This window comes from Streptomyces sp. CA2R106, assembly GCF_037034245.1.
Lineage (GTDB): Bacteria > Actinomycetota > Actinomycetes > Streptomycetales > Streptomycetaceae > Actinacidiphila.
The window spans coordinates 331,457-352,568 of sequence record NZ_JBAGKC010000004.1; the positions used below are offsets into that span (position 1 = coordinate 331,457).

The 21,112-nt window shown below is 74.0% G+C and carries 21 protein-coding genes and 1 riboswitch; of the genes, 9 read left to right on the forward strand and 12 right to left on the reverse strand.

The features are described 5' to 3' along the window. Positions 1-17 precede the first annotated feature (17 nt). From WA788_RS09160 to WA788_RS09180, 5 genes are all read right to left on the reverse strand, one after another. Positions 18-1,115 carry a hypothetical protein gene (locus tag WA788_RS09160; RefSeq protein ID WP_335973897.1) on the reverse strand — a complete coding sequence of 366 codons (1,098 nt, stop codon included), beginning with the start codon at positions 1,113-1,115 and terminating at the stop codon, positions 18-20. 36 nt (positions 1,116-1,151) lie between these two features. Next, a complete protein-coding gene (gene metF, locus WA788_RS09165) occupies positions 1,152-2,072 on the reverse strand; it encodes a methylenetetrahydrofolate reductase [NAD(P)H] (protein ID WP_335973901.1) in 921 nt (306 codons plus the stop codon). A 135-nt stretch (positions 2,073-2,207) separates the two neighbouring features. Continuing rightward, positions 2,208-2,945: a thiamine phosphate synthase gene (thiE, locus tag WA788_RS09170; RefSeq protein ID WP_335973905.1), complete on the reverse strand. Its 738-nt coding sequence runs from the start codon at positions 2,943-2,945 to the stop codon at positions 2,208-2,210. A gap of 99 nt (positions 2,946-3,044) precedes the next feature. Further along, on the reverse strand, positions 3,045-3,419 hold the full coding sequence (locus tag WA788_RS09175) for an Rv2175c family DNA-binding protein (protein WP_335973908.1): 375 nt from the start codon (positions 3,417-3,419) through the stop codon (positions 3,045-3,047). A gap of 81 nt (positions 3,420-3,500) precedes the next feature. After that, entirely contained in the window at positions 3,501-4,712 is a 1,212-nt protein-coding gene (locus tag WA788_RS09180; RefSeq protein ID WP_335973912.1) for an NAD(P)/FAD-dependent oxidoreductase, read from the reverse strand. Positions 4,713-4,821: 109 nt separating this feature from the next. Next, positions 4,822-4,934: riboswitch (TPP riboswitch) on the forward strand. On the opposite strand from WA788_RS09180, the gene thiO reads away from it, so the two are divergent. The 5 genes from thiO to WA788_RS09205 all read left to right on the forward strand — a co-directional run bounded on the left by thiO (position 4,931) and on the right by WA788_RS09205 (position 10,433). Continuing rightward, a complete protein-coding gene (gene thiO, locus WA788_RS09185; protein WP_335973917.1) occupies positions 4,931-6,091 on the forward strand; it encodes a glycine oxidase ThiO in 1,161 nt (386 codons plus the stop codon). Its footprint overlaps the riboswitch before it by 4 nt. Then, on the forward strand, positions 6,088-6,294 hold the full coding sequence (thiS, locus tag WA788_RS09190; protein WP_335973920.1) for a sulfur carrier protein ThiS: 207 nt from the start codon (positions 6,088-6,090) through the stop codon (positions 6,292-6,294). The genes thiO and thiS overlap by 4 nt, the downstream gene beginning before the upstream one ends. Positions 6,295-6,297: 3 nt before the next feature. Further along, positions 6,298-7,143 carry a thiazole synthase gene (locus tag WA788_RS09195; protein WP_335973924.1) on the forward strand — a complete coding sequence of 282 codons (846 nt, stop codon included), beginning with the start codon at positions 6,298-6,300 and terminating at the stop codon, positions 7,141-7,143. A 371-nt stretch (positions 7,144-7,514) separates the two neighbouring features. Continuing rightward, positions 7,515-9,473 carry a Stk1 family PASTA domain-containing Ser/Thr kinase gene (pknB, locus tag WA788_RS09200; protein WP_335973927.1) on the forward strand — a complete coding sequence of 653 codons (1,959 nt, stop codon included), beginning with the start codon at positions 7,515-7,517 and terminating at the stop codon, positions 9,471-9,473. 78 nt (positions 9,474-9,551) lie between these two features. After that, positions 9,552-10,433 (forward strand): deoxyribonuclease IV, encoded by an 882-nt coding sequence (locus tag WA788_RS09205; RefSeq protein ID WP_335973929.1) that lies wholly within the window; start codon positions 9,552-9,554, stop codon positions 10,431-10,433. Between the two features lie 112 nt (positions 10,434-10,545). Here WA788_RS09205 and WA788_RS09210 read toward each other — a convergent pair whose 3' ends face one another. Then, positions 10,546-11,160 (reverse strand): sulfite oxidase-like oxidoreductase, encoded by a 615-nt coding sequence (locus WA788_RS09210; RefSeq protein WP_335973932.1) that lies wholly within the window; start codon positions 11,158-11,160, stop codon positions 10,546-10,548. A gap of 146 nt (positions 11,161-11,306) precedes the next feature. Here WA788_RS09210 and bfr point away from each other — a divergent pair, with 146 nt between their 5' ends. Further along, positions 11,307-11,786, forward strand: coding sequence for a bacterioferritin (bfr, locus tag WA788_RS09215; protein ID WP_335973936.1), 480 nt, complete (start codon positions 11,307-11,309; stop codon positions 11,784-11,786). Between the two features lie 27 nt (positions 11,787-11,813). Here bfr and WA788_RS09220 read toward each other — a convergent pair whose 3' ends face one another. Together WA788_RS09220 and WA788_RS09225 are read right to left on the reverse strand one after the other, a co-directional pair. Beyond that, a complete protein-coding gene (locus WA788_RS09220) occupies positions 11,814-12,107 on the reverse strand; it encodes a (2Fe-2S)-binding protein (protein ID WP_335973943.1) in 294 nt (97 codons plus the stop codon). 162 nt (positions 12,108-12,269) lie between these two features. Next, on the reverse strand, positions 12,270-13,619 hold the full coding sequence (locus WA788_RS09225) for a class II 3-deoxy-7-phosphoheptulonate synthase (protein WP_335973944.1): 1,350 nt from the start codon (positions 13,617-13,619) through the stop codon (positions 12,270-12,272). 324 nt (positions 13,620-13,943) lie between these two features. On the opposite strand from WA788_RS09225, the gene WA788_RS09230 reads away from it, so the two are divergent. Further along, complete coding sequence (locus WA788_RS09230; RefSeq protein WP_335973947.1) at positions 13,944-15,947, forward strand: anthranilate synthase family protein; 2,004 nt, start codon at positions 13,944-13,946, stop codon at positions 15,945-15,947. Between the two features lie 72 nt (positions 15,948-16,019). On the opposite strand, the gene WA788_RS09235 is transcribed toward WA788_RS09230, so the two are convergent. From WA788_RS09235 to WA788_RS09250, 4 genes are all read right to left on the reverse strand, one after another. Then, on the reverse strand, positions 16,020-16,649 hold the full coding sequence (locus WA788_RS09235; protein ID WP_335973949.1) for a uridine kinase family protein: 630 nt from the start codon (positions 16,647-16,649) through the stop codon (positions 16,020-16,022). Positions 16,650-16,846: 197 nt separating this feature from the next. Continuing rightward, positions 16,847-17,584, reverse strand: a complete 738-nt coding sequence (locus WA788_RS09240; RefSeq protein ID WP_335973952.1) for a response regulator transcription factor — start codon at positions 17,582-17,584, stop codon at positions 16,847-16,849. After that, complete coding sequence (gene macS, locus WA788_RS09245; RefSeq protein WP_335974169.1) at positions 17,581-18,822, reverse strand: MacS family sensor histidine kinase; 1,242 nt, start codon at positions 18,820-18,822, stop codon at positions 17,581-17,583. Before macS ends, WA788_RS09240 begins: the two co-directional genes overlap by 4 nt. Before the next feature lie 68 nt (positions 18,823-18,890). Then, the gene (locus WA788_RS09250) at positions 18,891-19,679 is read right to left on the reverse strand and encodes a lysophospholipid acyltransferase family protein (RefSeq protein ID WP_335973956.1); all 789 of its coding nucleotides are present in this window, start codon (positions 19,677-19,679) and stop codon (positions 18,891-18,893) included. A gap of 138 nt (positions 19,680-19,817) precedes the next feature. On the opposite strand from WA788_RS09250, the gene WA788_RS09255 reads away from it, so the two are divergent. Both WA788_RS09255 and WA788_RS09260 read left to right on the forward strand, forming a co-directional pair. After that, entirely contained in the window at positions 19,818-20,597 is a 780-nt protein-coding gene (locus WA788_RS09255; RefSeq protein WP_335973961.1) for an alpha/beta hydrolase, read from the forward strand. After that, on the forward strand, positions 20,590-21,105 hold the full coding sequence (locus WA788_RS09260) for a hypothetical protein (RefSeq protein ID WP_335973966.1): 516 nt from the start codon (positions 20,590-20,592) through the stop codon (positions 21,103-21,105). Before WA788_RS09255 ends, WA788_RS09260 begins: the two co-directional genes overlap by 8 nt. Positions 21,106-21,112 lie beyond the last annotated feature (7 nt).

A 21,112-nucleotide genomic window follows, 5' to 3' on the forward strand; every position in this document is an offset into this window, starting at 1 on the left:
GCCGCCCGCCCGGCCGGTCAGTAGCGGTACGGGTCGTAGGGGTCGGCGTACTCCTGTTGCTGCTGCGGCTGTTGCTGCTCGTACGGCGGCTGCTGCGGCTGCTGCGGGATGTACGCCTGCTGCTGGTCGTAAGGCTGGGGGGGATCGTAGGGCTGCGGGGCCTCGTAAGGCTGCGGGTCGTAGGGCTGCGGGTCGTAGGGCTGCTGGCCGTAGCCCTGCGGCCCGTACTGCTGCTGGCCGCCGTAGCCGTAGTCGCCGTACGGCTCCGCCGCGGGCTGCTGCGGGGAGGACTGCGCGAACTGCCAGTCCCCGCCGCTGCCGTACCCGGCGCCGTAGCTGTCGCCGTCGGTGGCGCGGGAGTTGCCGAACACGTCCTGCTCGTCCGGGTCGTAGCCGTACGAGGCGGCGGCCGCCGCGGGCTGCTCCTGGTAGCCGCCGCCGTCCTGGCCGGCGCCCTGCTGCGCGTCCTGCTGGGGGCCGTGTGGGGGGCCCTGCTCCCAGGACGGCTGCTGCTCGTAGCCGGTCCAGCTCTGGTAGCCCTGCGCGCCGTACCCCTCGTAACCGCCGCTGGTGTACGGGTCGGGGGTGTACGTCGACTGGCCGTCGAAGAGCGGGTACTCGCCGCTGTCGTCGGGCAGCGGAACCGGCTGGTAGACGGCCTGCTCGGCGCCGTAGCCGTCCTGGCCGTCGCCGGGCACGGGCGGGAAGTCGTGCACCGCGGTGGCGCCCATCCCCGCCAACTGCTCGGCGGAGACGTCCGGTTGGGCCGCGTCGGGGGTGTCCGGCTCGATCGGGCCGACCGCCAGCACCGGTTCGGCCGGGCGGGCCCCCGCCGACCTGCGGCGCCGGCTGGAGCCGGGGCGGCCGCCTATCGCCCAGCCGGCGGAGAAGCCGCGCTTGTAGGAGAGCGTGACCATGCTCTGCCCGGCGCCGAAGGCGACCGCGCCCAGCAGGATGAGCACGATGCTGCGGTCGGCGACCCCCACCACCAGGCCGAGGAAGCCGGCGAAGGCCAGCACCCGCCACCGCAGCCGGGCCTTGTACTGGAGCAGTACCTCGCCCAGCAGCCACAGCGCGACGATGCCGAACGCGATGTAGAGCACCGAGTAGCCCATGTGCCCACTTCCTCACCTAGGGGCGGTCGCCCGCGGTCACGCCGCCCGCTGGTGCAGCCCGAGGTTCTCGTAGATCTCCAGCGATGCGGTGGAGTGGTTAAGAGTAATGAAGTGGAGACCCGGGATGTCCTCGTCCATGAGGCGCCGGCACATCCGCGTGGTGAACTCGATGCCGATCTTCCGCACCTCCGCCGGGTCGTCCTGCACCGCGAGGATGCGTTCGGCCAGCTCAGGAGGGAAGGGCGCGTTGCCGAGCTGCGAGAAGCGCTCGATCTGCCGGACGTTCGTGACGGGCATCACCTCGGGGATCACCGGCACCGTGCAGCCCGCGCCGTCCACCCGGTCGCGCAGCCGCAGGTACGCCTCGGGGTCGAAGAACATCTGGGTGATCGCGAAGTCCGCGCCCGCGCGGCACTTGTCGAGGAAGTGCCGGGTGTCCTCCGCCGGGTCCGTCGAGCGCGGGTGCATCTCGGTGAACGCCGCGACGCCGACGCAGAAGTCCCCGGACTCCTTGACCAGCCGCACCAGCTCGGCCGCGTACGTCAGGCCCTGCGGGTGCGCCACCCACTCGCCCATCGGGTCGCCGGGCGGGTCGCCGCGCACCGCGAGGATGTTGCGGATACCGGCGTCGGCGTACTGGCCGATGATGTTGCGCAGTTCGGCGACCGAGTGGTTCACCGCGGTCAGGTGGGCGCACGGGGTCAGCGTGGTGTCCGACACGATGCGGTCGGTGGCCCGTACGGTGCCCTCCCGCGAGGAGCCGCCGGCGCCGTAGGTGACCGACACGAACGTCGGACGGACGGCTTCGATCCGCCGGATCGCGTTCCACAGCGTGCGCTCGCCCTTCTCCGTACGCGGCGCGGCGAACTCGAAGGAGTAGGAGCGGTGGCCGGACGCGAGCAGCTCACGGATCGTGGTCGCGCGGTCCGTACGTGTGGATGAAGTCCCCAAGGCCATGTCAGCAGGCTAACGTGTGGCGGCCACCACACGTTAGTGCGTCCAGCCACTCCCGGGGGGCCGCTGCCGCGGAGAACGGTGCCGGACAGGGGCGCGGGGAACTGCGCGACCAACCCTGTTCCGTGGTGCAGGTCGTCACCGGCCCGAAGGGGCTGTTGCTGTCGCGTCCGGACCACCGGCCGGAAGCTGGTTGCTCGCGCAGTTCCCCGCGCCCCTGTCGGGCACCGTGCAGCGGATCGTGCGGGTCAGGGCGGCCGCGGCTTCGTGGGGGGCGGGGGAACCGGTGATCGCGCGGACGACGACGATGCGGGGGGCGCCGGCGGCGAGGACGGCGGGGAGGGTGGCGGCATCGATCCCGCCGATCGCGAACCAGGGCCGGGCCGGGCGGAGCGCGGCGGCGTGGCGGACGAGGTCGAGCCCGGGTGCGGGGCGCCCGGGCTTCGTGGGGGTCGGCCAGACCGGCCCGGTGCAGAAGTAGTCGACGCCGGGCTGGACGGCGGCGGCGTCGACCTCCGCGGCGGTGTGGCAGGAGCGGCCGATGAGGACGTCAGGGCCGAGGATCGCGCGGGCGGCGGGGACCGGCAGGTCGTCCTGGCCGAGGTGGAGGATGTCGGCGCGGGCGGCGTGGGCGATGTCGGCGCGGTCGTTGACGGCGAGGAGCTTGCCGTGGCGGCGGCAGGCGTCGCGGAGGATCTCCAGCGCGGCCAGTTCCTGGCGGGCCTCGATGCCCTTGTCGCGGAGCTGGATGATGTCCACCCCGCCGCGCAGTGCGGCGTCCGCGAACGCGGCGAGGTCGCCGCGGCCGGTGCGCGCGTCGGTGCACAGGTAGAGCCGGGCGGCGGCGAGGCGGTCGGACGCGGTCGGGGTGGGCATCGCGGGCTCCCGGGGTCGGTGCGCCCCGGTGCGGGCCGCCGCCGCGCGCGTCCGCGGGTGCGGTACGGGCGGCGGCCGGCGGCCCCGGCAGGGCGCGGGCTACACGGCGAGCGCCTGCGCGCGGCGCTTCACCTCGGTCCCGCGATTCTCGCGCAGCGCGTTGGCGGGGGTGCCGGGCAGGGTCGGGTCGGGCGTGAAGAGCCACTCCAGGGCCTCGTCGTCCGTGAACCCGTCGTCCTTCAGGAGGGTCAGGGTGCCGGGCAGGCCCTTCACGATCTTGCCGTCTCCGATGAAGTCGCTCGGCACCATCAGCACCTTGTTCTCCCCGCGCCGGACCGCGATGAGCTGCCCTTCCTTGATCAGCGGCCGGATACGGGTCACTTCGAGGCCGAGCCGCTCCGCGACCTCGGGCAGGGTGAGCCAGGAGGGGACGAGAGCGTCAATGTGCGCGTCAACCGACGAGTAAGCAGTCACGGGACAAGCCTGCCACCTGCGGCTGACAATCGCCCCCACCGCTGAGCCGTCACGGTGTCCCCCGCGCCCCCGCGGCAGGCGTCAGTGCGGCACCGCGGCCTTGAGCGGCACCGCCGGGTCCGCGGCGAGCGCCGGGTCCGGCTCGGCACCCTGGGTGATCAGCTTGCGGCCCTGCGCCATGTCCCGGGGCCGCCCCACCGCGAGCACCGCCACCAGCACGCCGCGGCGCAGCCACAGCACCGACCAGGAGTCGCCGGACGGGTCGCCGCGGCGGACCATCGTGTCCTCGTCCCGGTGGAACCCGGCGTACTGCACGAACCGCCCGAACTGCTCGGACCAGAAGTACGGCACCGGGTCGTACGCCTCCTCGCCGCCGAGCAGGTTCGCGGCGGCGGTGCGCGGGCCCTGGACCGCGTTGTCCCAGTGGTGGACGAGCAGCCGCCGGTGGTAGCGGGCGGAGGGGAAGGACGCGCAGTCGCCGACCGCGTACACGTCGGGCGCGGTGGCCCGCAGCCGCTCGTCGGCGCGCACCGCGCCCTGGGGGTCCAGGGTGACCCCGGAGCCGGCCAGCCAGCCGGTGGCGGGGCGGGCGCCGATCCCGACCACCACGGCGCCGGCCGCCAGGCGGCTGCCGTCGGCGAGCACCACCCCGCCCGCCGCGGCCTCGGCCACGGTGGTGCCGGTCAGCAGGGTCACGCCGGCCTCGTCGTACCAGCCGGTCATGTGCGCGGTGACGGACGCGGGCAGCACACCGGACAGCGGGCGGTCGGCGGCCTCGACCACCGTCACCTCGCAGCCGGCCTTGCGGGCCGCCGTCGCGAACTCCGCGCCGATCCAGCCGGCGCCGACCACCACGACGTGCTCGCGCCGCTCCAGGACCGGGCGCAGCGCGGCGGCGTCGTCCAGGGTGCGCAGCGGGTGGACGCCGGGGCGGCCGGCGGTGCCGGGCAGCGCCACCGGGTAGGCGCCGGTGGCCAGGACGAGCGCGTCATAGGCCACCAGGCCCGCGTCGGTGACGAGTTGGCGTGCCGCGGCGCGCAGCGCCTGCGCGTGCACGCCCAGCCGCAGGTCCACCTCCAAGGCGGCGAAGTCGACGTCGAACCGCACGTCGGCCAGGGCGCCGCCCTCCGCGCCCAGCAGCACCGCCTTCGACAACGGGGGGCGGTCGTACGGAGGGTGGGGCTCGTCCCCCAGCAGGGTGATCCGGCCGCGCCAGCCCTGCTGCCGCAGCTCGACGGCCGTCTGCACGCCGGCCATGCCGGCCCCCACGATCACTGCGTGACGCTCGCTCACCGGGACACGTTAGCGCGTCGGGGCGGCGCCGGGGCGGGGGTCGGGGCGGCCCGTCCACCGCGGTGGACGCGGCGGCGCCCGCCGGCGGGCCCTCGGTTAAGCTGACCGGAAGCGAATTCGCGGGAGCCCGGACGCACCGGGCTGAGAGGGCGGCTGGCCGGCCGCCGACCGTACGAACCTGATCCGGGTCATGCCGGCGAAGGGAGCAGCCGAGACTCATGCGTACCCGAACAGCGGACGTCCTCGTCGTGGGGGGCGGCATCATCGGCCTGGTGACGGCGTGGCGCGCCGCCCAGCGCGGGCTGTCCACGGTGGTGGCCGACCCGTCCCCCGGCGGCGGCGCCGCCCATGTCGCGGCGGGGATGCTCGCCGCGGTCACGGAGTTGCAGTACGGCGAGCAGACGCTGCTCGACCTGAACCTGGCGTCGGCGGCGCGCTATCCGGACCTGGTCGCGGAGTTGGCCGACGCCACCGGTCTGGACACCGGCTACCGGCCGTGCGGCACCCTCGCGGTGGCGCTGGACACGGACGACCGGGCGGACCTGCGCGACCTGCACGCCTTCCAGACCTCGCTGGGGCTGGCCGCGCAGTGGCTGACCGGGCGGGACTGCCGCCGGCTGGAGCCGCTGCTCGCCCCCGGGGTGCGCGGCGGGCTGCGGGTGGACGGCGACCACCAGGTCGATCCGCGGCGGCTGGCGGCGGCGCTGCTGCGGGCGGCGTGCTCGGCGGGCGTGGAGTTCGTACGGGCGAAGGCGGCGCGGGTGCTGTGCGCGGGCGACCGGGTCACCGGCGCCGAACTCGCCGACGGCACCCGGGCGGTGGCGGGGCGCACCGTGCTGGCCGCGGGCTGCGAGAGCGGCCGGCTGGCGGGGCTGCCGCCGGACGCGCTGCCGCCGGTGCGGCCGGTGAAGGGGCAGATCCTGCGGCTGCGGATGCCGGCCGGGCGGGCGCCGTTCCTGTCCCGCACGGTCCGCGCGGTGGTCCGCGGCAGCCATGTCTACCTGGTGCCGCGGGAGAACGGGGAACTGGTGCTCGGCGCGACCAGCGAGGAGTTCGGCTGGGACACCGCGGTGACCGCGGGCGGCGTCTACCAACTGCTGCGGGACGCGCACGACCTGGTGCCCGGCATCACCGAACTCCCCCTCACCGAGACCCTCGCGGGGCTGCGGCCCGGCTCGCCGGACAACGCTCCCCTGCTGGGGCCCTCCCACCTGGAGGGTCTGCTGCTGGCCACCGGGCACCACCGCAACGGGGTGCTGCTCACGCCCGTCACCGGGGACGTCCTCGGCCATGTCCTGGACACCGGACGTCTGCCGCGGTACGCCGAGCCGTTCGCCGCCGGGCGGTTCGCGGCCGTACGTGAGGAGCAGACGGTATGACGATCAGCGTGCTCGTCAACGGGGAGCCGCGCGCTCTGGAGGAGCCGATCGCGCTCGGTACGCTCGTCGCCCGGTACGGCGCGGCGACCACCGGGGTGGCCGCCGCGCTCAACGAGGCGGTGGTGCCGCGCTCGCGCTGGTCGGCGACCCGGCTCGCCGACGGCGACCGGGTGGAGATCCTCACCGCGGTCCAGGGGGGCTGAGCGTTGCACACGACACCGTCGGCGCAGGCCGCGCCGTCCGCGTCGCCTGACGGGGCTGATCCGCTGCGGATCGGCGACGCCGTGTTCGGGTCCCGGCTGATCATGGGCACCGGCGGGGCGCCGAGCCTCGACGTGCTGGAGCGGGCGCTCGTCGCCTCCGGTACGGAGCTGACGACCGTCGCGATGCGGCGGCTGGACCCCACCGCGAAGGGTTCCGTGCTGTCCGTGCTGAGCCGGTTGGGGGTTCGTGTCCTGCCGAACACGGCCGGCTGCTTCACCGCGGGCGAGGCCGTCCTCACCGCGCGGCTCGCCCGGGAGGCGCTCGGCACCGACTGGGTCAAGCTCGAAGTGATCGCCGACGAGCGGACGTTGCTGCCCGATCCGGTCGAACTCCTCGACGCTGCCGAGACGTTGGTGGACGACGGGTTCACGGTGCTGCCGTACACCAGCGACGACCCCGTGCTCGCCCGCAAGTTGGAGGATGTCGGGTGCGCGGCGGTCATGCCGCTCGGCTCGCCGATCGGCTCCGGGCTCGGGATTCGCAACCCGCACAACTTCCAGCTCATCGTCGAGCGGGCGTCCGTGCCCGTCATCCTCGACGCCGGGGCCGGCACCGCGTCCGACGCCGCGCTCGCCATGGAACTCGGGTGCGATGCCGTCATGCTCGCGTCCGCCGTCACCCGGGCGCAGCGGCCCGTGCTCATGGCCGCGGCCATGCGGGAGGCCGTTTCCGCCGGCCGGCTCGCCCACCGGGCCGGGCGTATCCCCCGCAGGTACGGTGCCCTCGCTTCGACCCCCTCGAACGGCGCCCTCTCCCTGGGGGCGCCGCCCCCAGCCCCCCGCGCTTAGGGCGCCGCCCTCCCCCGCGCCCCCGGGGCTGGTGCCCCTTCCGGTCCCCGTCCACCCCACGCCCCGCTCCGGCTGGTCGCGCAGTTCCCCGCGCCCCTGGGTAGTGCCCCCTCCCGTCCTCGTTCACCTCACGGTGCGCTCTGGCTGGCCGCGCAGTTCCCCGCGCCCCTGGTTTTGCTCGGGCCCTCCCGCGAAAGAAGCCGGCGGCGGCCGGGGGCGGGACGGGACCGTCGCGGCGGGGGCCGTGGGGCCCGCAGGGCGGGAGGAGGGGGACGGGGACGGTTACAACCGCGTAGCGAATCCGCACGGGTGGGACACATTGCGCCGTGATCCCGCGGTTGGGTGCGAACCGCCTCGTAGAATCGGTGGCCGTGGACACCAGCGTGGAGGACCCGCTCGTCGGGCAGACGCTCGACGGGCGCTATCTGGTCGAGGAGCGCATCGCCGTCGGCGGGATGGCGACGGTCTACCGCGCCGTGGACACCCGGTTGGACCGGGAGCTCGCCCTGAAGGTGATGCACCCGCGCCTCGCGGACGACGCGGTGTTCGTGGAGCGCTTCATCCGCGAGGCGAAGGCGGTCGCGAAGCTCGCGCACCCGAACGTGGTGGGCGTCTTCGACCAGGGCACGGACGGCACGTACGTGTACCTGGCGATGGAGTACGTCGCGGGCTGCACGCTGCGGGACGTGCTGAGGGAGCGCGGGGCGCTCCAGGTCCACGCGGCGCTGGACATCGTGGAACCGGTGCTCGCGGCGCTGGGCGCGGCGCACCGCGCGGGTCTGGTGCACCGGGACATGAAGCCGGAGAACGTGCTGATCGGCGACGACGGCCGGGTGAAGGTCGCCGACTTCGGCCTGGTGCGGGCGATCGACACGAAGACGAGCGCGTCGACGGGCGTGGTGCTGGGCACCGTGTCGTACCTGGCGCCGGAGCAGATCGGCCACGGCACCGTGGACCAGCGGGCCGACGTGTACGCGTGCGGCGTGGTGCTCTACGAGATGCTGACCGGCCGCAAGCCGTACGACGGCGACACCCCGATGAAGGTGATGTACCAGCACGTCAACGAGGACGTGCCGCCGCCTTCCGCGGTCGTGCCGACCGTACCGCCGCTGCTGGACGCGCTGGTGGCGCGGGCCTGCGCCCGCCCGCAGCAGCAGCGCCCGGCGGACGCGGTGGAACTGCTCGCCGAGACCCGTACGGCGCGGGCGGCGCTGACCGCGGAGGAGCTGGACGCGCGCCCGGCCGGACCGGCGGCACCCGAGCCCGCCGACCAGGTGCACGCCGACGAGGTGCCCACCGACGAGGTGCCGCCCGTACTGCCGCCCGGTTCCGAGGAGCCCACCAGCGTGGTGGCGCGGCCCGACGGCGCGGTCCCGGACCGCACCACCCGCCTGCTGCTGCCCACCCCGCCGCCGGACGACCCTCCCCCCGCCCCGGCACCCGGGTGGGCGCGCTCGCGCCGCGGCCCGCTCGCCGTGCTCGTCGCCCTGCTGGTCGTCCTCGGGGTCGGCGCGGGCGTCTGGTACATCAACGACGGCCAGTTCACGACGGTCCCCGGCGTGCTGTCGCTGCCGCAGGCGAAGGCCGAGCAGAAGATCGAGCAGGCCGGGCTGGACAGCAAGGTGAAGCAGGGCTTCTCGCTGACGGTGCCGCGCGGCAGCGTGATCGCCACCGACCCCTCCCCCGGCCGGCGCATCCGCGGCAACGGCACGGTGACCCTGACGGTCTCCAAGGGCCCCCAGCACGTCCGGGTGCCCGACGTCGCCGGGCGCGACCTGGCCACCGCCCGCAAGGAGATCAAGGCCGCGGGCCTGGTGCCGGGCACGGTCACCCAGGCGTACAGCAACGACGTGCCGCGCGGCCGGGTCGTGTCCACCGACCCGCTGGGCACCACCCAGACCGACCCGGGCAAGCGCGTCTCGATCACCGTCTCGCGCGGCGCCCCCGTCGACATCCCCGACGTGGTCGGCGAGTCGGTCACCGACGCGCAGCAGGACCTGGAGGCGGCCGGGCTGAAGGTGGTGCTCGCGCCGGGCAAGGTCTTCTCCGACGTGGCCGACAAGGACAAGGTCGCGCTGGAGTCTCCGGGCGCCGGGGGCCAGGCCGCGGCGGGCGACTCGGTGACGATCACGGTCTCCAAGGGCCAGCAGCAGTTCCCGGTGCCGGACGTGACCGGGAAGAAGACGGGCGACGCGAAGAAGATCCTCACCGCCGCCGGCTTCGAGGTGCGGGTGATCAACCTCTTCTTCAGCGGTACCGTGTTCAGCCAGTCCCCCGACGGCGGCAGCCAGGCCCCCAAGGGCGCGACGATCACCCTCTGGGCGCGCTGACCGACTCTGGATGCGCTGACCGACCCTGGGTGCCCTGACCGACCCGAACGACGAACTGTGAAGACCGGTGACGGACGAGTGAACGAGCAGACCGCGCCCGGGCGCCGCCGCAATCCGGTCGGCGCGCACGTGCCGGTGGCGGGCGGCCTGGCCACCAAGGGCCTGGGCTACGCCGAGCAGTTGGGCGCGGAGGCGGTGCAGGTCTTCGTGGCCAACCCCCGGGGCTGGGCGACCGGCCCGGGTGATCCGGCGCAGGACGAGGAGTTCCGCGCCCGCTGCGCCGGCGCGGGCATCCCCGCGTACGTGCACGCGCCGTATCTGATCAACTTCGGCTCGCACACGCCGGAGACCGTCGACCGCTCGGTGGCGTCGCTGCGGCACTCGCTGCGCCGGGGGCGGCGGATCGGGGCGCTCGGGGTGGTGGTGCACACCGGTTCCGCGACCGGCGGCCGCCCCCGGGAGGCCGCTCTTGCGCAGGTACGGGAGCGGGTGCGGCCGCTGCTGGAGGAGCTGACGCACGACGACGACCCGTGGCTGCTGCTGGAGTCGACCGCCGGGCAGGGGTCCTCGCTGTGTTCGCTGGCGGAGGACCTGGGGCCGTATCTGGACGCGCTGGACCGGCATCCGCGGGTCGGGCTGTGCCTGGACACCTGCCATGTGTTCGCCGCCGGGCACGACATCGCGGCGCCCGGCGGGGTGGACCGGATGTTCGCGGAGATCGAGGGGGCCGCGGGGGCGGGGCGGCTGCGGCTGATCCATGCGAACGACTCGAAGGCGGGGTGCGGGGCGCACCTCGACCGCCACGAGAATATTGGTGCCGGGCGGATCGGGGTGGCCGCCTTCCGTGAGGTTCTGGCCCACCCGGCGACGGACGGGGTGCCCTTGGTCATCGAGACCCCGGGGGGAGTTGAAGGGCACGCTTCTGACGTGAAGTTGCTCCAGTCCCTTCGGGAGGGGTGACCCTTACGGCCGCGTCTGCCCCATGCCGCGGGTGTGCGGACTGCGGGCCACGCTCTGGCTGGTCGCGCAGTTCCCCGCGCCCCTTTGGGGCGCCCGGCGGGGTGAGCCGGGCTCAGAGTTCGGGGCCGTCGCCCGGGGATTCCTGGAAGGAGTAGCGCTGTTCGTGCCAGGGGTCGGCGAGGTTGTGGTAGCCCCGTTCCTCCCAGAAACCGCGGCGGTCGGCCGTCATGTACTCGATGCCCCGCACCCACTTGGGGCCCTTCCAGGCGTAGAGGCGGGGCACGACGAGGCGGACGGGGAAGCCGTGTTCGGCGGTGAGGGGCTGGCCGCCCTGGTGGGTGGCGAAGATCGTGAGGTCGTCGAGGAACTCCTCGATCCGCAGGTTGGAGCTGAAGCCGTACTCGGCCCAGACCATGACGTGGGTGACGTCGGCCGCCGGGGGCGCGAGTTCGGCGACGGTGGCGGCGGAGACCCCGCCCCACTCCATGCCGGTCATCGAGAACTTGGTGACGCAGTGGAAGTCGGCGACCACGGTGGTGTACGGCAGCGCGGAGAACTCGTCGTGGTTCCACACCGGGCGGGCGCCGTGCGCGGTGGCGCCGAAGACGCGGAAGTCCCAGCGCTCGGGGCGGAAGCGGGGCACGGGCCCGTAGTGCGTGACCGGCCAGCCCCGCTGGAGCCGCTGCCCCGGGGGGAGCCGCCCCTCCGGATGCGCTTGCCGACTCATACGTCCATGGTGACAGACCGGACACCGTGCTCGGGCCGCGGGCCGGGCGGCGCCGACACCGTAAGCGTGCACTTACTGGATCGAACGGTCACGCGGTGCAAGGATGCGCGGACATATCGGGCCCGAACGGGAAGGACGGCGTTGCCATGCAGGGCGACCCCGAGGTCATCGAGTTCCTCAACGAGCAGTTGACCGCCGAGCTGACCGCGATCAACCAGTACTTCCTGCACGCGAAAATGCAGGACAACTTCGGGTGGACGAAGCTCGCGAAGAACACCAGGGCCGAGTCGTTCGACGAGATGCGGCACGCGGAGATCATCACCGACCGCATCCTGCTGCTGGAGGGGCTGCCGAACTACCAGCGGCTGTTCCATGTGCGGGTGGGGCAGACCGTCACCGAGATGTTCCAGGCCGACCGGCTGGTGGAGGTCGAGGCGATCGACCGGCTGCGGCGCGGCATCGACCTGATGCGGTCGAAGTCCGATGTGACCTCGGCCCGGCTGTTCGAGGACATCCTCAAGGACGAGGAGCACCACATCGACTACCTGGACACGCAGCTCGGCCTGATCGAGAAGCTGGGCGAGCCGCTGTACATCGCGCAGCAGATCGAGCAGCCGGAGAGCTGATCCGCCCCTGAGGTGCGCGGCCGCGGGTCAGGCGACGCGCCGCAGCGGCCGGAGGGCGGGCGGCGCGGGGTCCGGCCGCGGGATCTCCGGCTGCGCGAGATCGGCCGGGGCCGGCCCGGCCGCAGCGGCCGGGGCGGCCAGCCCGTGGCGGGTGACGCAGCCGTCGCCGCGGCCCAGCACCGCCTGGATGCGCTTGACGCAGGACCCGCAGTCCGTGCCTGCCTTGCAGGCGGAGGCTATCTGGCGCGGGGTGCAGCGGCCCTCTTCGGCGTGCTGCTTCACCTGCTGCTCGGTGATGCCGAAGCACGAGCAGACGTACACGCGGTCACCACCGATCGAGGGCCAGAAGCTGAGGTAACCCTTACCTTACCCAGACGGTCGCGCGGAAGAAAAGCCGGGAGGGGCGCGTACCGGTGTGATACGCGCCCCTCCGCGGATACTTCTCGAAGCCGGCACCGACGGGCCGGGTGCCGGCGCCCGCTGCTACTGGCCCCGGTACATCTCGGCGACCAGGAACGCCAGGTCGAGCGACTGGCTGCGGTTGAGCCGCGGGTCGCACGCCGTCTCGTACCGCTGGTGCAGGTCGTCGACGAAGATCTCGTCGCCGCCGCCGACGCACTCGGTGACGTCGTCGCCGGTCAGCTCCACGTGGATGCCGCCGGGGTGGGTGCCCAGGCCGTGGTGGACCTCGAAGAAGCCCTTCACCTCGTCCAGGACGTCGTCGAAGCGGCGGGTCTTGTGGCCGGAGGCGGCCTCGAAGGTGTTGCCGTGCATGGGGTCGCTGACCCACACCACCTTCGCCCCGGACGCGGTGACCTTCTCCACCAGCGTCGGCAGCTTGTCGCGGACCTTGTCCGCGCCCATCCGCACCACGAAGGTGAGCCGGCCGGGCACCCGGTCCGGGTCGAGGCGGTCGATGTAGGCGAGCGCCTCCTCCGGGGTGGTCGACGGGCCGAGCTTCACACCGATCGGGTTGCCGATCTGCGCGGCGAACTCGATGTGCGCGCCGTCGAGTTGCCGGGTGCGCTCGCCGATCCACAGCATGTGGCCGGAGACGTCGTAGAGCTTGCCGGTCCGCGAGTCGGTCCGGGTCAGCGCCGTCTCGTAGTCGAGCAGCAGCGCCTCGTGGGAGGCGTAGAACTCGACGGTGCGGAACTCGGCCGGGTCGGTGCCGCAGGCGGCCATGAAGGTCAGCGCGCGGTCGATCTCGCGGGCGAGGGCTTCGTACCGCTGCCCGGACGGCGAGGACTTCACGAAGTCCTGGTTCCAGGCGTGCACCTGGCGCAGGTCGGCGTAGCCGCCGGTGGTGAAGGCGCGCACCAGGTTCAGCGTGGCGGCGGAGGTGTGGTACATCCGCTTCAGCCGCTGCGGGTCGGGCACGCGGGCCTCGGCGGTGAACTCGAAGCCGTTCACCGAGTCGCCGCGGTAGGTCGGCAGCGTCACGCCGTCGCGGGTCTCGGTCGGCTTGGAGCGCGGCTTGCTGTACTGGCCGGCGATCCGGCCGACCTTCACCACCGGCACCGAAGCGGCGTAGGTGAGCACCGCTCCCATCTGGAGCAGCGTCTTGAGCTTGTTGCGGATCTGGTCCGCGCCCACGGCGTCGAACGCCTCGGCGCAGTCGCCGCCCTGGAGGAGGAACGCCTTGCCCTCGGCCACTTCGGCCATGCGGGCGCGCAGCTGGTCGCACTCGCCGGCGAAGACCAGCGGCGGATACGAGGCGAGCTCGGCGATCACGTCGCGCAGCGCCTCGGGGTCGGGCCATTCAGGCTGCTGCGCCGCGGGAAGAGACTGCCAGGTACGGGTCCCGGCATGGGTTTCGGCATTCACGGTCACGGGCCCCACCCTACGTGGTCGGGTCGGGCCCGGACCGCTGCGCTCAGTGGATGAGACGTTCCGCCCCGTGTGCGGATCGTCGCCGCCCGGTTGCGGTAGGCTCGGGACCATGACCGCGATGATCACCCGCACCACCCAGCACTCCTGCTGGCGGACCGCTTCCACGGCGGCCCGTTAGACATCGCGCGCAGAACACGTCGCGAAGGCCGCCCGAGGGCGGCCTTCGGTGTTTCCGGGTCCGGCCGCCCTTCCCGTCCGTCGCCCGCCGAGAACGTCCAGGAACATCCAGGAACGTCCAGGAACGTCCAGGAAGGAACGCCCGCCGTGCCCCACTCCGCCCCGCCCCCCAGCGCCGCCCGGCTCGTCCAGCGCCTGCTCGACCCCGCCTGCCCGCCCTTCGCCCTGCTGCACCGCCGCACCCCCGGCCGCCCGCAGGACGTGGTCGAGGTGCTGCTCGGCCCCGTCGAGCAGGTCGACACGCTCGCCGGCATCCCGCTGCCCTCCGGCGCCCCCGGCGCCCCGGTCACCGACGCGCTGGCCCTGGTGCCCTTCCGGCAGATCCGCGAGCGGGGCTTCGACGTCCATGACGACGGCACCCCGCTGGTCGTCCTGCGCCCGCAGGAGGTGTACGAACTCCCGCTCGCCGAGGTGCGGGACGCGCTGCGGGAGCTGCCGGGCGGGTCCGAAGTGCGGGTCGAGGGCGGCGCGTTCGACGTGGACGACGACGCGTACGCGCGGATCGTGCGGCAGGTGCTCGAGGAGGAGATCGGCCGCGGCGAGGGCGCCAACTTCGTGATCCGGCGCACCTTCCGCGGTGTCGTGCCGGACTTCGGGCCGGCGGCGGCGCTGGAGCTGTTCGGCAGGCTGCTGCGCGGCGAGCGGGGCGCGTACTGGACGTACACCGTGCACACCCCCGAGCGGACGCTGGTGGGCGCCAGCCCGGAGGTCCATGTGCGGATGTCCGGCCGGACCGTGGTGATGAACCCGATCAGCGGCACCTACCGCTACCCGGCGCAGGGGCCGTCGGCGGACGGGCTGCTGGAGTTCCTGCACGACCCGAAGGAGGTGGAGGAGCTGACCATGGTCGTGGACGAGGAGCTGAAGATGATGTGCACGGTCGGCGACCGGGGCGGCGTCGTGGTCGGGCCGCGGCTGAAGGAGATGGCGCACCTCGCGCACACCGAGTACGAACTGCGCGGCCGCTCCAGCATGGACGTGCGGGAGGTGCTGCGGGAGACGATGTTCGCCGCGACCGTCACCGGCTCGCCGGTGCAGAACGCCTGCCGGGTGATCGAGCGGTACGAGCCCCGCGGCCGCGACGGCGCCGGGCGCGGCTACTACGCGGGCGCGCTGGCGCTGCTCGGGCGGGACGCGGGCGGCGCCCAGACGCTGGACTCGCCGATCCTGATCCGCACCGCCGACATCTCGCCCGCCGGTGAGCTGAAGGTGCCGGTCGGCGCGACCCTGGTGCGGCACTCCGACCCGTACGCGGAGGTGGCCGAGACGCACGCGAAGGCCGCCGGGGTGCTCACCGCGCTGGGGGTGCTCCCGCCGCGGCCGCCGGCCGCCCCCGCGCCGGGCTCCGACCCGGGTACGGCCGCGCCGCGGCTGGCCGACGACATCCGGGTGCGGGCCGCGCTGGACGCCCGCCGCTCCCGGCTCGCCCCGTTCTGGCTGCGGATGCGGACGCCGGCCCCGGCGCGGGACGGCGCGGCCGGGCCGGTGCTGGTGGTGGACGCCGAGGACACCTTCACCGCGATGCTCGCGCATGTGCTGCGCGCCGCCGGCCGCACCGTGGCCGTACGGCGCTACGACGAGCCCGGGCTGCGGGAGGCGGCGCTGTCGCACGCCGGGCCGGTGGTGCTGGGCCCGGGCCCGGGCGACCCGGCGGAGACCGCCGACCCGAAGATGGGCTTCCTGCGGGCGCTCACCGCGGACCTGGTGCGCGACCACGCGCACGGGCTGCTCGGGGTGTGCCTGGGCCATGAGCTGGTGGCGGCCGAACTCGGCCTGGACCTGGTCCGCAAGGACCGCCCGGCGCAGGGCGCGCAGGAGGTGGTCGACTTCTTCGGCACCCGGACCACGGTGGGCTTCTACAACACCTTCACGGCCCGCTGCGACGCCGACGCCGCCGAGGAACTGGCCATGCACGGCATCGAGGTGAGCCGGGACCCGGCGAGCGGCGACATCCACGCGCTGCGCGGGCCGGGCTTCGCCGGGGTCCAGTTCCACCCGGAGTCGGTGCTCTCACTGGACGGCGCCGCGCTGGTGGCCGGGCTGCTCGACCACGTGGGCGAGACCTCGCGGGCGGTCCGCCCGCCGGTGTAGCGGCACCGGGCCGCGGGGCCGTCCGACCGTGTCCGGCCGGGCGGCACCGGGCGGTCAGAGGGCCCCGCGCGGTCAGACGGCCAGCGGCTCGGGGTGCCCGGCCCGCTGCGGGGCGCGGCCGAGGAGGTCGCCGACGAGGTGGCCGACGGCGTCGAGCAGGCCCTCCTCGGACCTGGTGCCGTCGAGCACCAGGTCGGCCCGGTCCCGGGCGGGGGCGACGTACTCCGCGTGCCGTTCCCGCCCGCTGAGCAGGTAGTTGCGCAGCGACAGGCCCGGGTCCTGGCCGAACACCTCGATCTTGCGCAGGATCTTGCGGGCCAGCCGGATGTCGTCGGGGGTGTCCACGTACACCCGCCAGGTGGCCCGCTCGGCGACCGCCCGCAGGGTGAGCGCGAACAGGCCCTCCACGACCACGAGGCGGTACCGGCCGCAGCCGGCCGCCGCGTCGACCGCCTCGGCGACGGCGTCCTCGTCGATGGAGCCGGGATGGTTCCAGTCCAGCGTCTCCGCGCCGGTCGCGCTCAGCGTCCGCACCCCGCGCTGCGGGTCGTGCGCGGGCACGTAGAAGTCGTCGAGGTGGACGAGACCGACGGTCTCGGGATGATGCCGCGCCAGCGCCTCGGCAAGGGTGGACTTGCCGGAAGCGGTGCCGCCTGCGACCGCGAGTACGGGCACCGCGTGCCCTCCCACAACACCCGTCATACCGGGCGCTCCTCAAGATGCTCAGAAAGGTGGGGACAGAAGACCAGAAAGGGGGTGTTCGAAGCGGCCGGACATGCCGGGTGGAGGGATCGTAGGGCCGGTGGGCGGCCTACGGCAAGCGCTCTTGGCGCGCCGCGGCACGCGTCGGCGCCGGGCCGGTTCCGGCCGGTCCGCCGGGCGTCCGCACGGCCCCCGGCTCAGCGGTTCCCGCCGGTGCCCCCGCTGCCGTCGCCGTCGCCGTCCTCGTCGTCGAGACCGCGGGCGATCGCGTAGCGCACCAGCTCGACCCGGTTGTGCAGTTGGAGCTTGCCGAGGGTGTTCTGCACGTGGTTCTGCACGGTGCGGTGCGAGATGACCAGCCGCTGGGCGATCTGCTTGTAGCTCAGGCCCTTGGCGACCAGCCGCAGCACCTCCGTCTCCCGCTCGGTCAGCCGCGGCGCGGCCGGCTCGTCGGGCTGCGCCGGGGGCGGCTCGGTGGCGAGCCGGCGGTACTCCCCCAGCACCAGCCCGGCCAGCCCCGGGGTGAAGACCGGGTCGCCGGCCGAGGTGCGGCGCACCGCGTCCACCAGTTCGTCCCGCCCGGCGGACTTCAGCAGGTATCCGGTCGCACCGGACTTGACCGCCTCCAGCACGTCGGTGTGCTCGCCGCTGGCCGACAGCACCAGCACCCGCAGCGCCCCGTCGTGCGCGATGGCCTCCTTGCACACCTGCACCCCGGACGCGCCGGGCAGGTTGAGGTCGAGCACCAGCACCTGCGGGCGGGCCGCGCGGGCCCGGCGGATCGCCTCGGGCCCGTCGCCCGCGGTGGCGACCACCTCGAAGCCCGCCTCGGCGAGGTCGCGGGCGACCGCGTCCCGCCACATCGGGTGGTCGTCGACGACCATCACCGTCACGGGCCGGTCCGGTCCGGTGTGCTCGGCGGTGCCGAGGGTCATGGTGTGCTTCCTCCCCCTCCGGTCCGGCCGGTGTCTGCGGCGCCGGCCGGTTCGTTGCGTACGCCCGAGGCTACCGGGCCGCCGGGCGCGGCTGCCGTCCGCCGCGGTGCCTTCGGCAGGCGCAGCTCCACCTCCGTGCCCTGGCCGGGTACGGAGACGAGTTCGGCGCCGCCGCCCAGGTCGCGCAGCCGGCCGCGGATGGACTGGGCCACGCCCAGCCGGCCCTCGCGCGCCGCCGCGGCGAGCCGCCCCTCCGGGATGCCGGGGCCGTCGTCCCGCACGGTCACCAGCACCGCGTCCGGCTCGTCCTCCAGCAGTATCCAGGCGTGCGCCTGCTCGCCCGCGTGGCGGCGCACGTTGTCCAGGGCCGCGCCGACCGCCGCCGCCAACTCGGCCGCGGCGCCCGGGTCCAGCGGCACCGGGGTGCCCGGCGCGGAGACGGTGACCCGGCCGGAGGCGTACCGGGACAGCAGCGGGCGCAGGTCGGCGGGGCCGTCCGGCGCGGGCGTACCGCCGGCGGGCGGGGCCGGCTCCGGGGCCGGGGCGCCCGAGATCAGGGAGCGCAGCGCCACCTCCTGCTCGCCGGCCAGCCGGCCGAGTTCCGCGGCCTCGCCGCCCGCCTGGTCGCCGCGGCGCTGCACCATCGCCAGGACCTGGAGGACGTTGTCGTGGATGTCGCGGGCCAGCCGCTCGCGTTCGCGGGTGGCCGCCTCGATCTGGAGCGCCCGGGCGAGGGTGCGCTCGCTGGCCCGGGCGACCTCCACGACGTAGCCGATGGCGATCGCCGCGATCCACACCAGGACCAGGTTGTGCAGGGTCTCGGGGCTGGCCGTGCCGCGCTCGACGAGGTCGGCGACCGCGACCACGGAGGCGGCCGGCGCGGCCCACCGCCAGCCGCCCTTCACCGCCCAGGCCAGCACCGAGCCGGCCGTCCAGATCGACGGCAGCGTGAAGGAGCCGGACGCTATCCGCTCGGGGACGTCGACCACGGAGGTGAGCAGCACCCCGCTGACGGCGACGACCAGATCGGCGACCAGGAACGGCGGGGTGCACCGCTCCGCGTTGCGCAGCCGGCCCAGCGTCGCGAACGTCCACACCACCAGGGCGCCCATGTACACGCCGCCCGGCAGCGGGTGGCGCAGCGACGGGTACGCGTGGACGTACAGCGCCACGGCGTACCCGCAGGTCAGTACGCGGTAGGCGGCCAGCGCACGCCACAGCGGCAGTTCCACCGACATCTTCACGGCCACGGATTCCCTTCCCCCGGTCCGCCAAGTCTGCACGGTCTCGCGGGGTGCCCGGGCGGCTACGCGGTGGGCGGGTCGCTGTGCTCCGTGTCGGTGGGTGCCGTGTCGGTGGGTGCCGCGTCGCTCTTCGCGGCGGCCGCCTTCGCCGCCTCCGCCTTCGCCGCCTCGGCGATCTGCCGCTTGGCCGCGGTCGCGTAGATGTCGACGTACTCCTGGCCGGACAGCTTCATGATCTCGTACATCACCTCGTCGGTGACCGAGCGGAGGATGAACCGGTCCTGCTCCATGCCCTGGTAGCGGGAGAAGTCGAGCGGGCGGCCGATCCTGATGCCGGGCCGGATGGACAGCTTCGGCACGACCTGCCCCACCGGCTGGACCTTCTCGGTGTCGATCATGGCCACCGGGATGACGGGTGCGCCGCTGGCGAGGGCGACCCGGGCCAGGCCGCCGGGCTTGCCGCGGTACAGGCGGCCGTCGGGCGAGCGGGTGCCCTCGGGGTAGATCCCGAACAGCTCGCCGCGCGCCAGTACCGCCAGGCCGCTGTTGATCGCCGCCTCACCGGCGCCGCGCGCGCCCGAGCGGTCCACCGGGAGCTGCCCGACGCCCTTGAAGAACGCGGCCGTCAGCTTGCCCTTCACGCCGGGGGTGGTGAAGTACTCCGCCTTCGCGATGAACGTGACCTGCCGGTCGAGCATCGAGGGCAGGAAGAAGGAGTCCGAGAAGGACAGGTGGTTGCTGGCGAGGATCGCGGGACCCTCCGCCGGGATGTTCTCCAGCCCTTCCACCCAGGGTCGGAAGACCGCCTTGATCGGCTTGCCGAGAACGATCTTCATCGCACCGTAGAACAACAGGGCCTCCTGTAGCCGTCGCGACGACCTTAACCCGCGCACGGCCCGGTAGGGCTTACCGGTGGGGATCGGGTCCGCGTACGCTGAACGTCCGACTCCCGTGTACCCGGGTACGCGTCGTTGAACAGGAGATGCACGATGCCGCTCATGCCCGGAGCCGAACCGTACCGCCACGAAGGCGGCGAGACCGGCGTCCTGATCTGTCACGGCTTCACCGGCACCCCGCAGTCCATGCGGCCGTGGGCCGAGTACCTGGCCGCGCGCGGGCTGACCGTGTCGCTGCCGCTGCTGCCCGGGCACGGCACCCGCTGGCAGGACATGCAGGTCACCGGCTGGCCGGACTGGTACGCCGAGGTGGACCGCGAGCTGCGCTCGCTGCTCGCCTCGTGCTCCCGGGTCTTCGTGTGCGGCCTGTCCATGGGCAGCACCCTGAGCCTGCGGCTGGCCGAGAAGCACGGCACCGCGATCAGCGGGCTGGTGCTGGTCAACCCGTCGGTGAAGGCCGACGGGCTCCAGATCAGGATCGGCTCGGCGCTGCGGCACCTCGTGCCGTCCGCGCCGGGCATCGTCAGCGACATCGCCCGCGAGGGCGCCACCGAACTGGGCTACCCCCGGGTGCCGTTGCGCGCGCTGCGCTCGCTGAACGAGTTCTGGCCGGTGGTGCGTTCGGCGCTGCCCCAGGTCACCCAGCCGGTGCTGCTGCTGCACAGCCGGCAGGACCACGTGGTGCACCCGTCCAACACCGAGCTGGTGCTGGCGAAGATCTCCTCCACCGACGTCACCGAGCGGGTCCTGGAGCGCAGTTACCACGTCGCCACCCTCGACCACGACGCCGAGCAGATCTTCGAGGAGTCGTACGCGTTCATCCGCCGGCTGTCCGCTCCGGCCGCGGCCGAGGAGGTCACCGCAGGTGGCTGACGCCGATCGCGAGGACGAGGGCGCGGCGCCGCTCGACGAGGAGGCCGTGTGGGCGGCCCTGGTGGCCGGTTACGACGAGGAGCCCGCACCCGGCGCCCGGTCCTGGCCCGAGGCCGAGAACGTGCCGCCGGAGCAGCCGAAGCCGGCCCCGCCCGCGGACCCCGGGCCCGCCGTCCCCCCGCCGCCGACCCGCAGCATCGTGATCCACCCGGTGATCTCCGGCCCGCGGGACTACGTGGCGGACGACGACGATGACGAGGACGCGCACTACGTCCCGCCGGAGCCGCCGCCGCTGCCCGAGGCCGACGTGACCACCAAGTTCGCGTGGATCGCGGTGGTGGGCGGCCCGCTGCTGCTGTTCGCCTTCGTGCTGCTCCAGCTCGACCTGGCCTGGTGGGTGGTCCTGGTCGGGGTCGGCGGGTTCGTCGGCGGGTTCGCGACGCTCGTGGCGCGGATGCGCACCGGCGACGAGGACGACGACCGCCCGGACGGCGGCGCGGTCGTCTGACCGCCCG

Excerpts from the sequence above, each read along its gene's own strand:
- thiO (WP_335973917.1), top strand. The coding sequence starts at position 4,931 with ATGCGTACCCGAACAGCGGACGTCCTCGTCGTGGGGGGCGGCATCATC.
- thiS (WP_335973920.1), top strand. The coding sequence starts at position 6,088 with ATGACGATCAGCGTGCTCGTCAACGGGGAGCCGCGCGCTCTGGAGGAG.
- WA788_RS09210 (WP_335973932.1), bottom strand. The coding sequence starts at position 11,160 with ATGAGTCGGCAAGCGCATCCGGAGGGGCGGCTCCCCCCGGGGCAGCGG.
- WA788_RS09240 (WP_335973952.1), bottom strand. The coding sequence starts at position 17,584 with ATGACCCTCGGCACCGCCGAGCACACCGGACCGGACCGGCCCGTGACG.
- bfr (WP_335973936.1), top strand. The coding sequence starts at position 11,307 with ATGCAGGGCGACCCCGAGGTCATCGAGTTCCTCAACGAGCAGTTGACC.
- metF (WP_335973901.1), bottom strand. The coding sequence starts at position 2,072 with ATGGCCTTGGGGACTTCATCCACACGTACGGACCGCGCGACCACGATC.
- WA788_RS09160 (WP_335973897.1), bottom strand. The coding sequence starts at position 1,115 with ATGGGCTACTCGGTGCTCTACATCGCGTTCGGCATCGTCGCGCTGTGG.
- WA788_RS09235 (WP_335973949.1), bottom strand. The coding sequence starts at position 16,649 with ATGACGGGTGTTGTGGGAGGGCACGCGGTGCCCGTACTCGCGGTCGCA.
- WA788_RS09255 (WP_335973961.1), top strand. The coding sequence starts at position 19,818 with ATGCCGCTCATGCCCGGAGCCGAACCGTACCGCCACGAAGGCGGCGAG.
- macS (WP_335974169.1), bottom strand. The coding sequence starts at position 18,822 with ATGTCGGTGGAACTGCCGCTGTGGCGTGCGCTGGCCGCCTACCGCGTA.
- thiE (WP_335973905.1), bottom strand. The coding sequence starts at position 2,945 with ATGCCCACCCCGACCGCGTCCGACCGCCTCGCCGCCGCCCGGCTCTAC.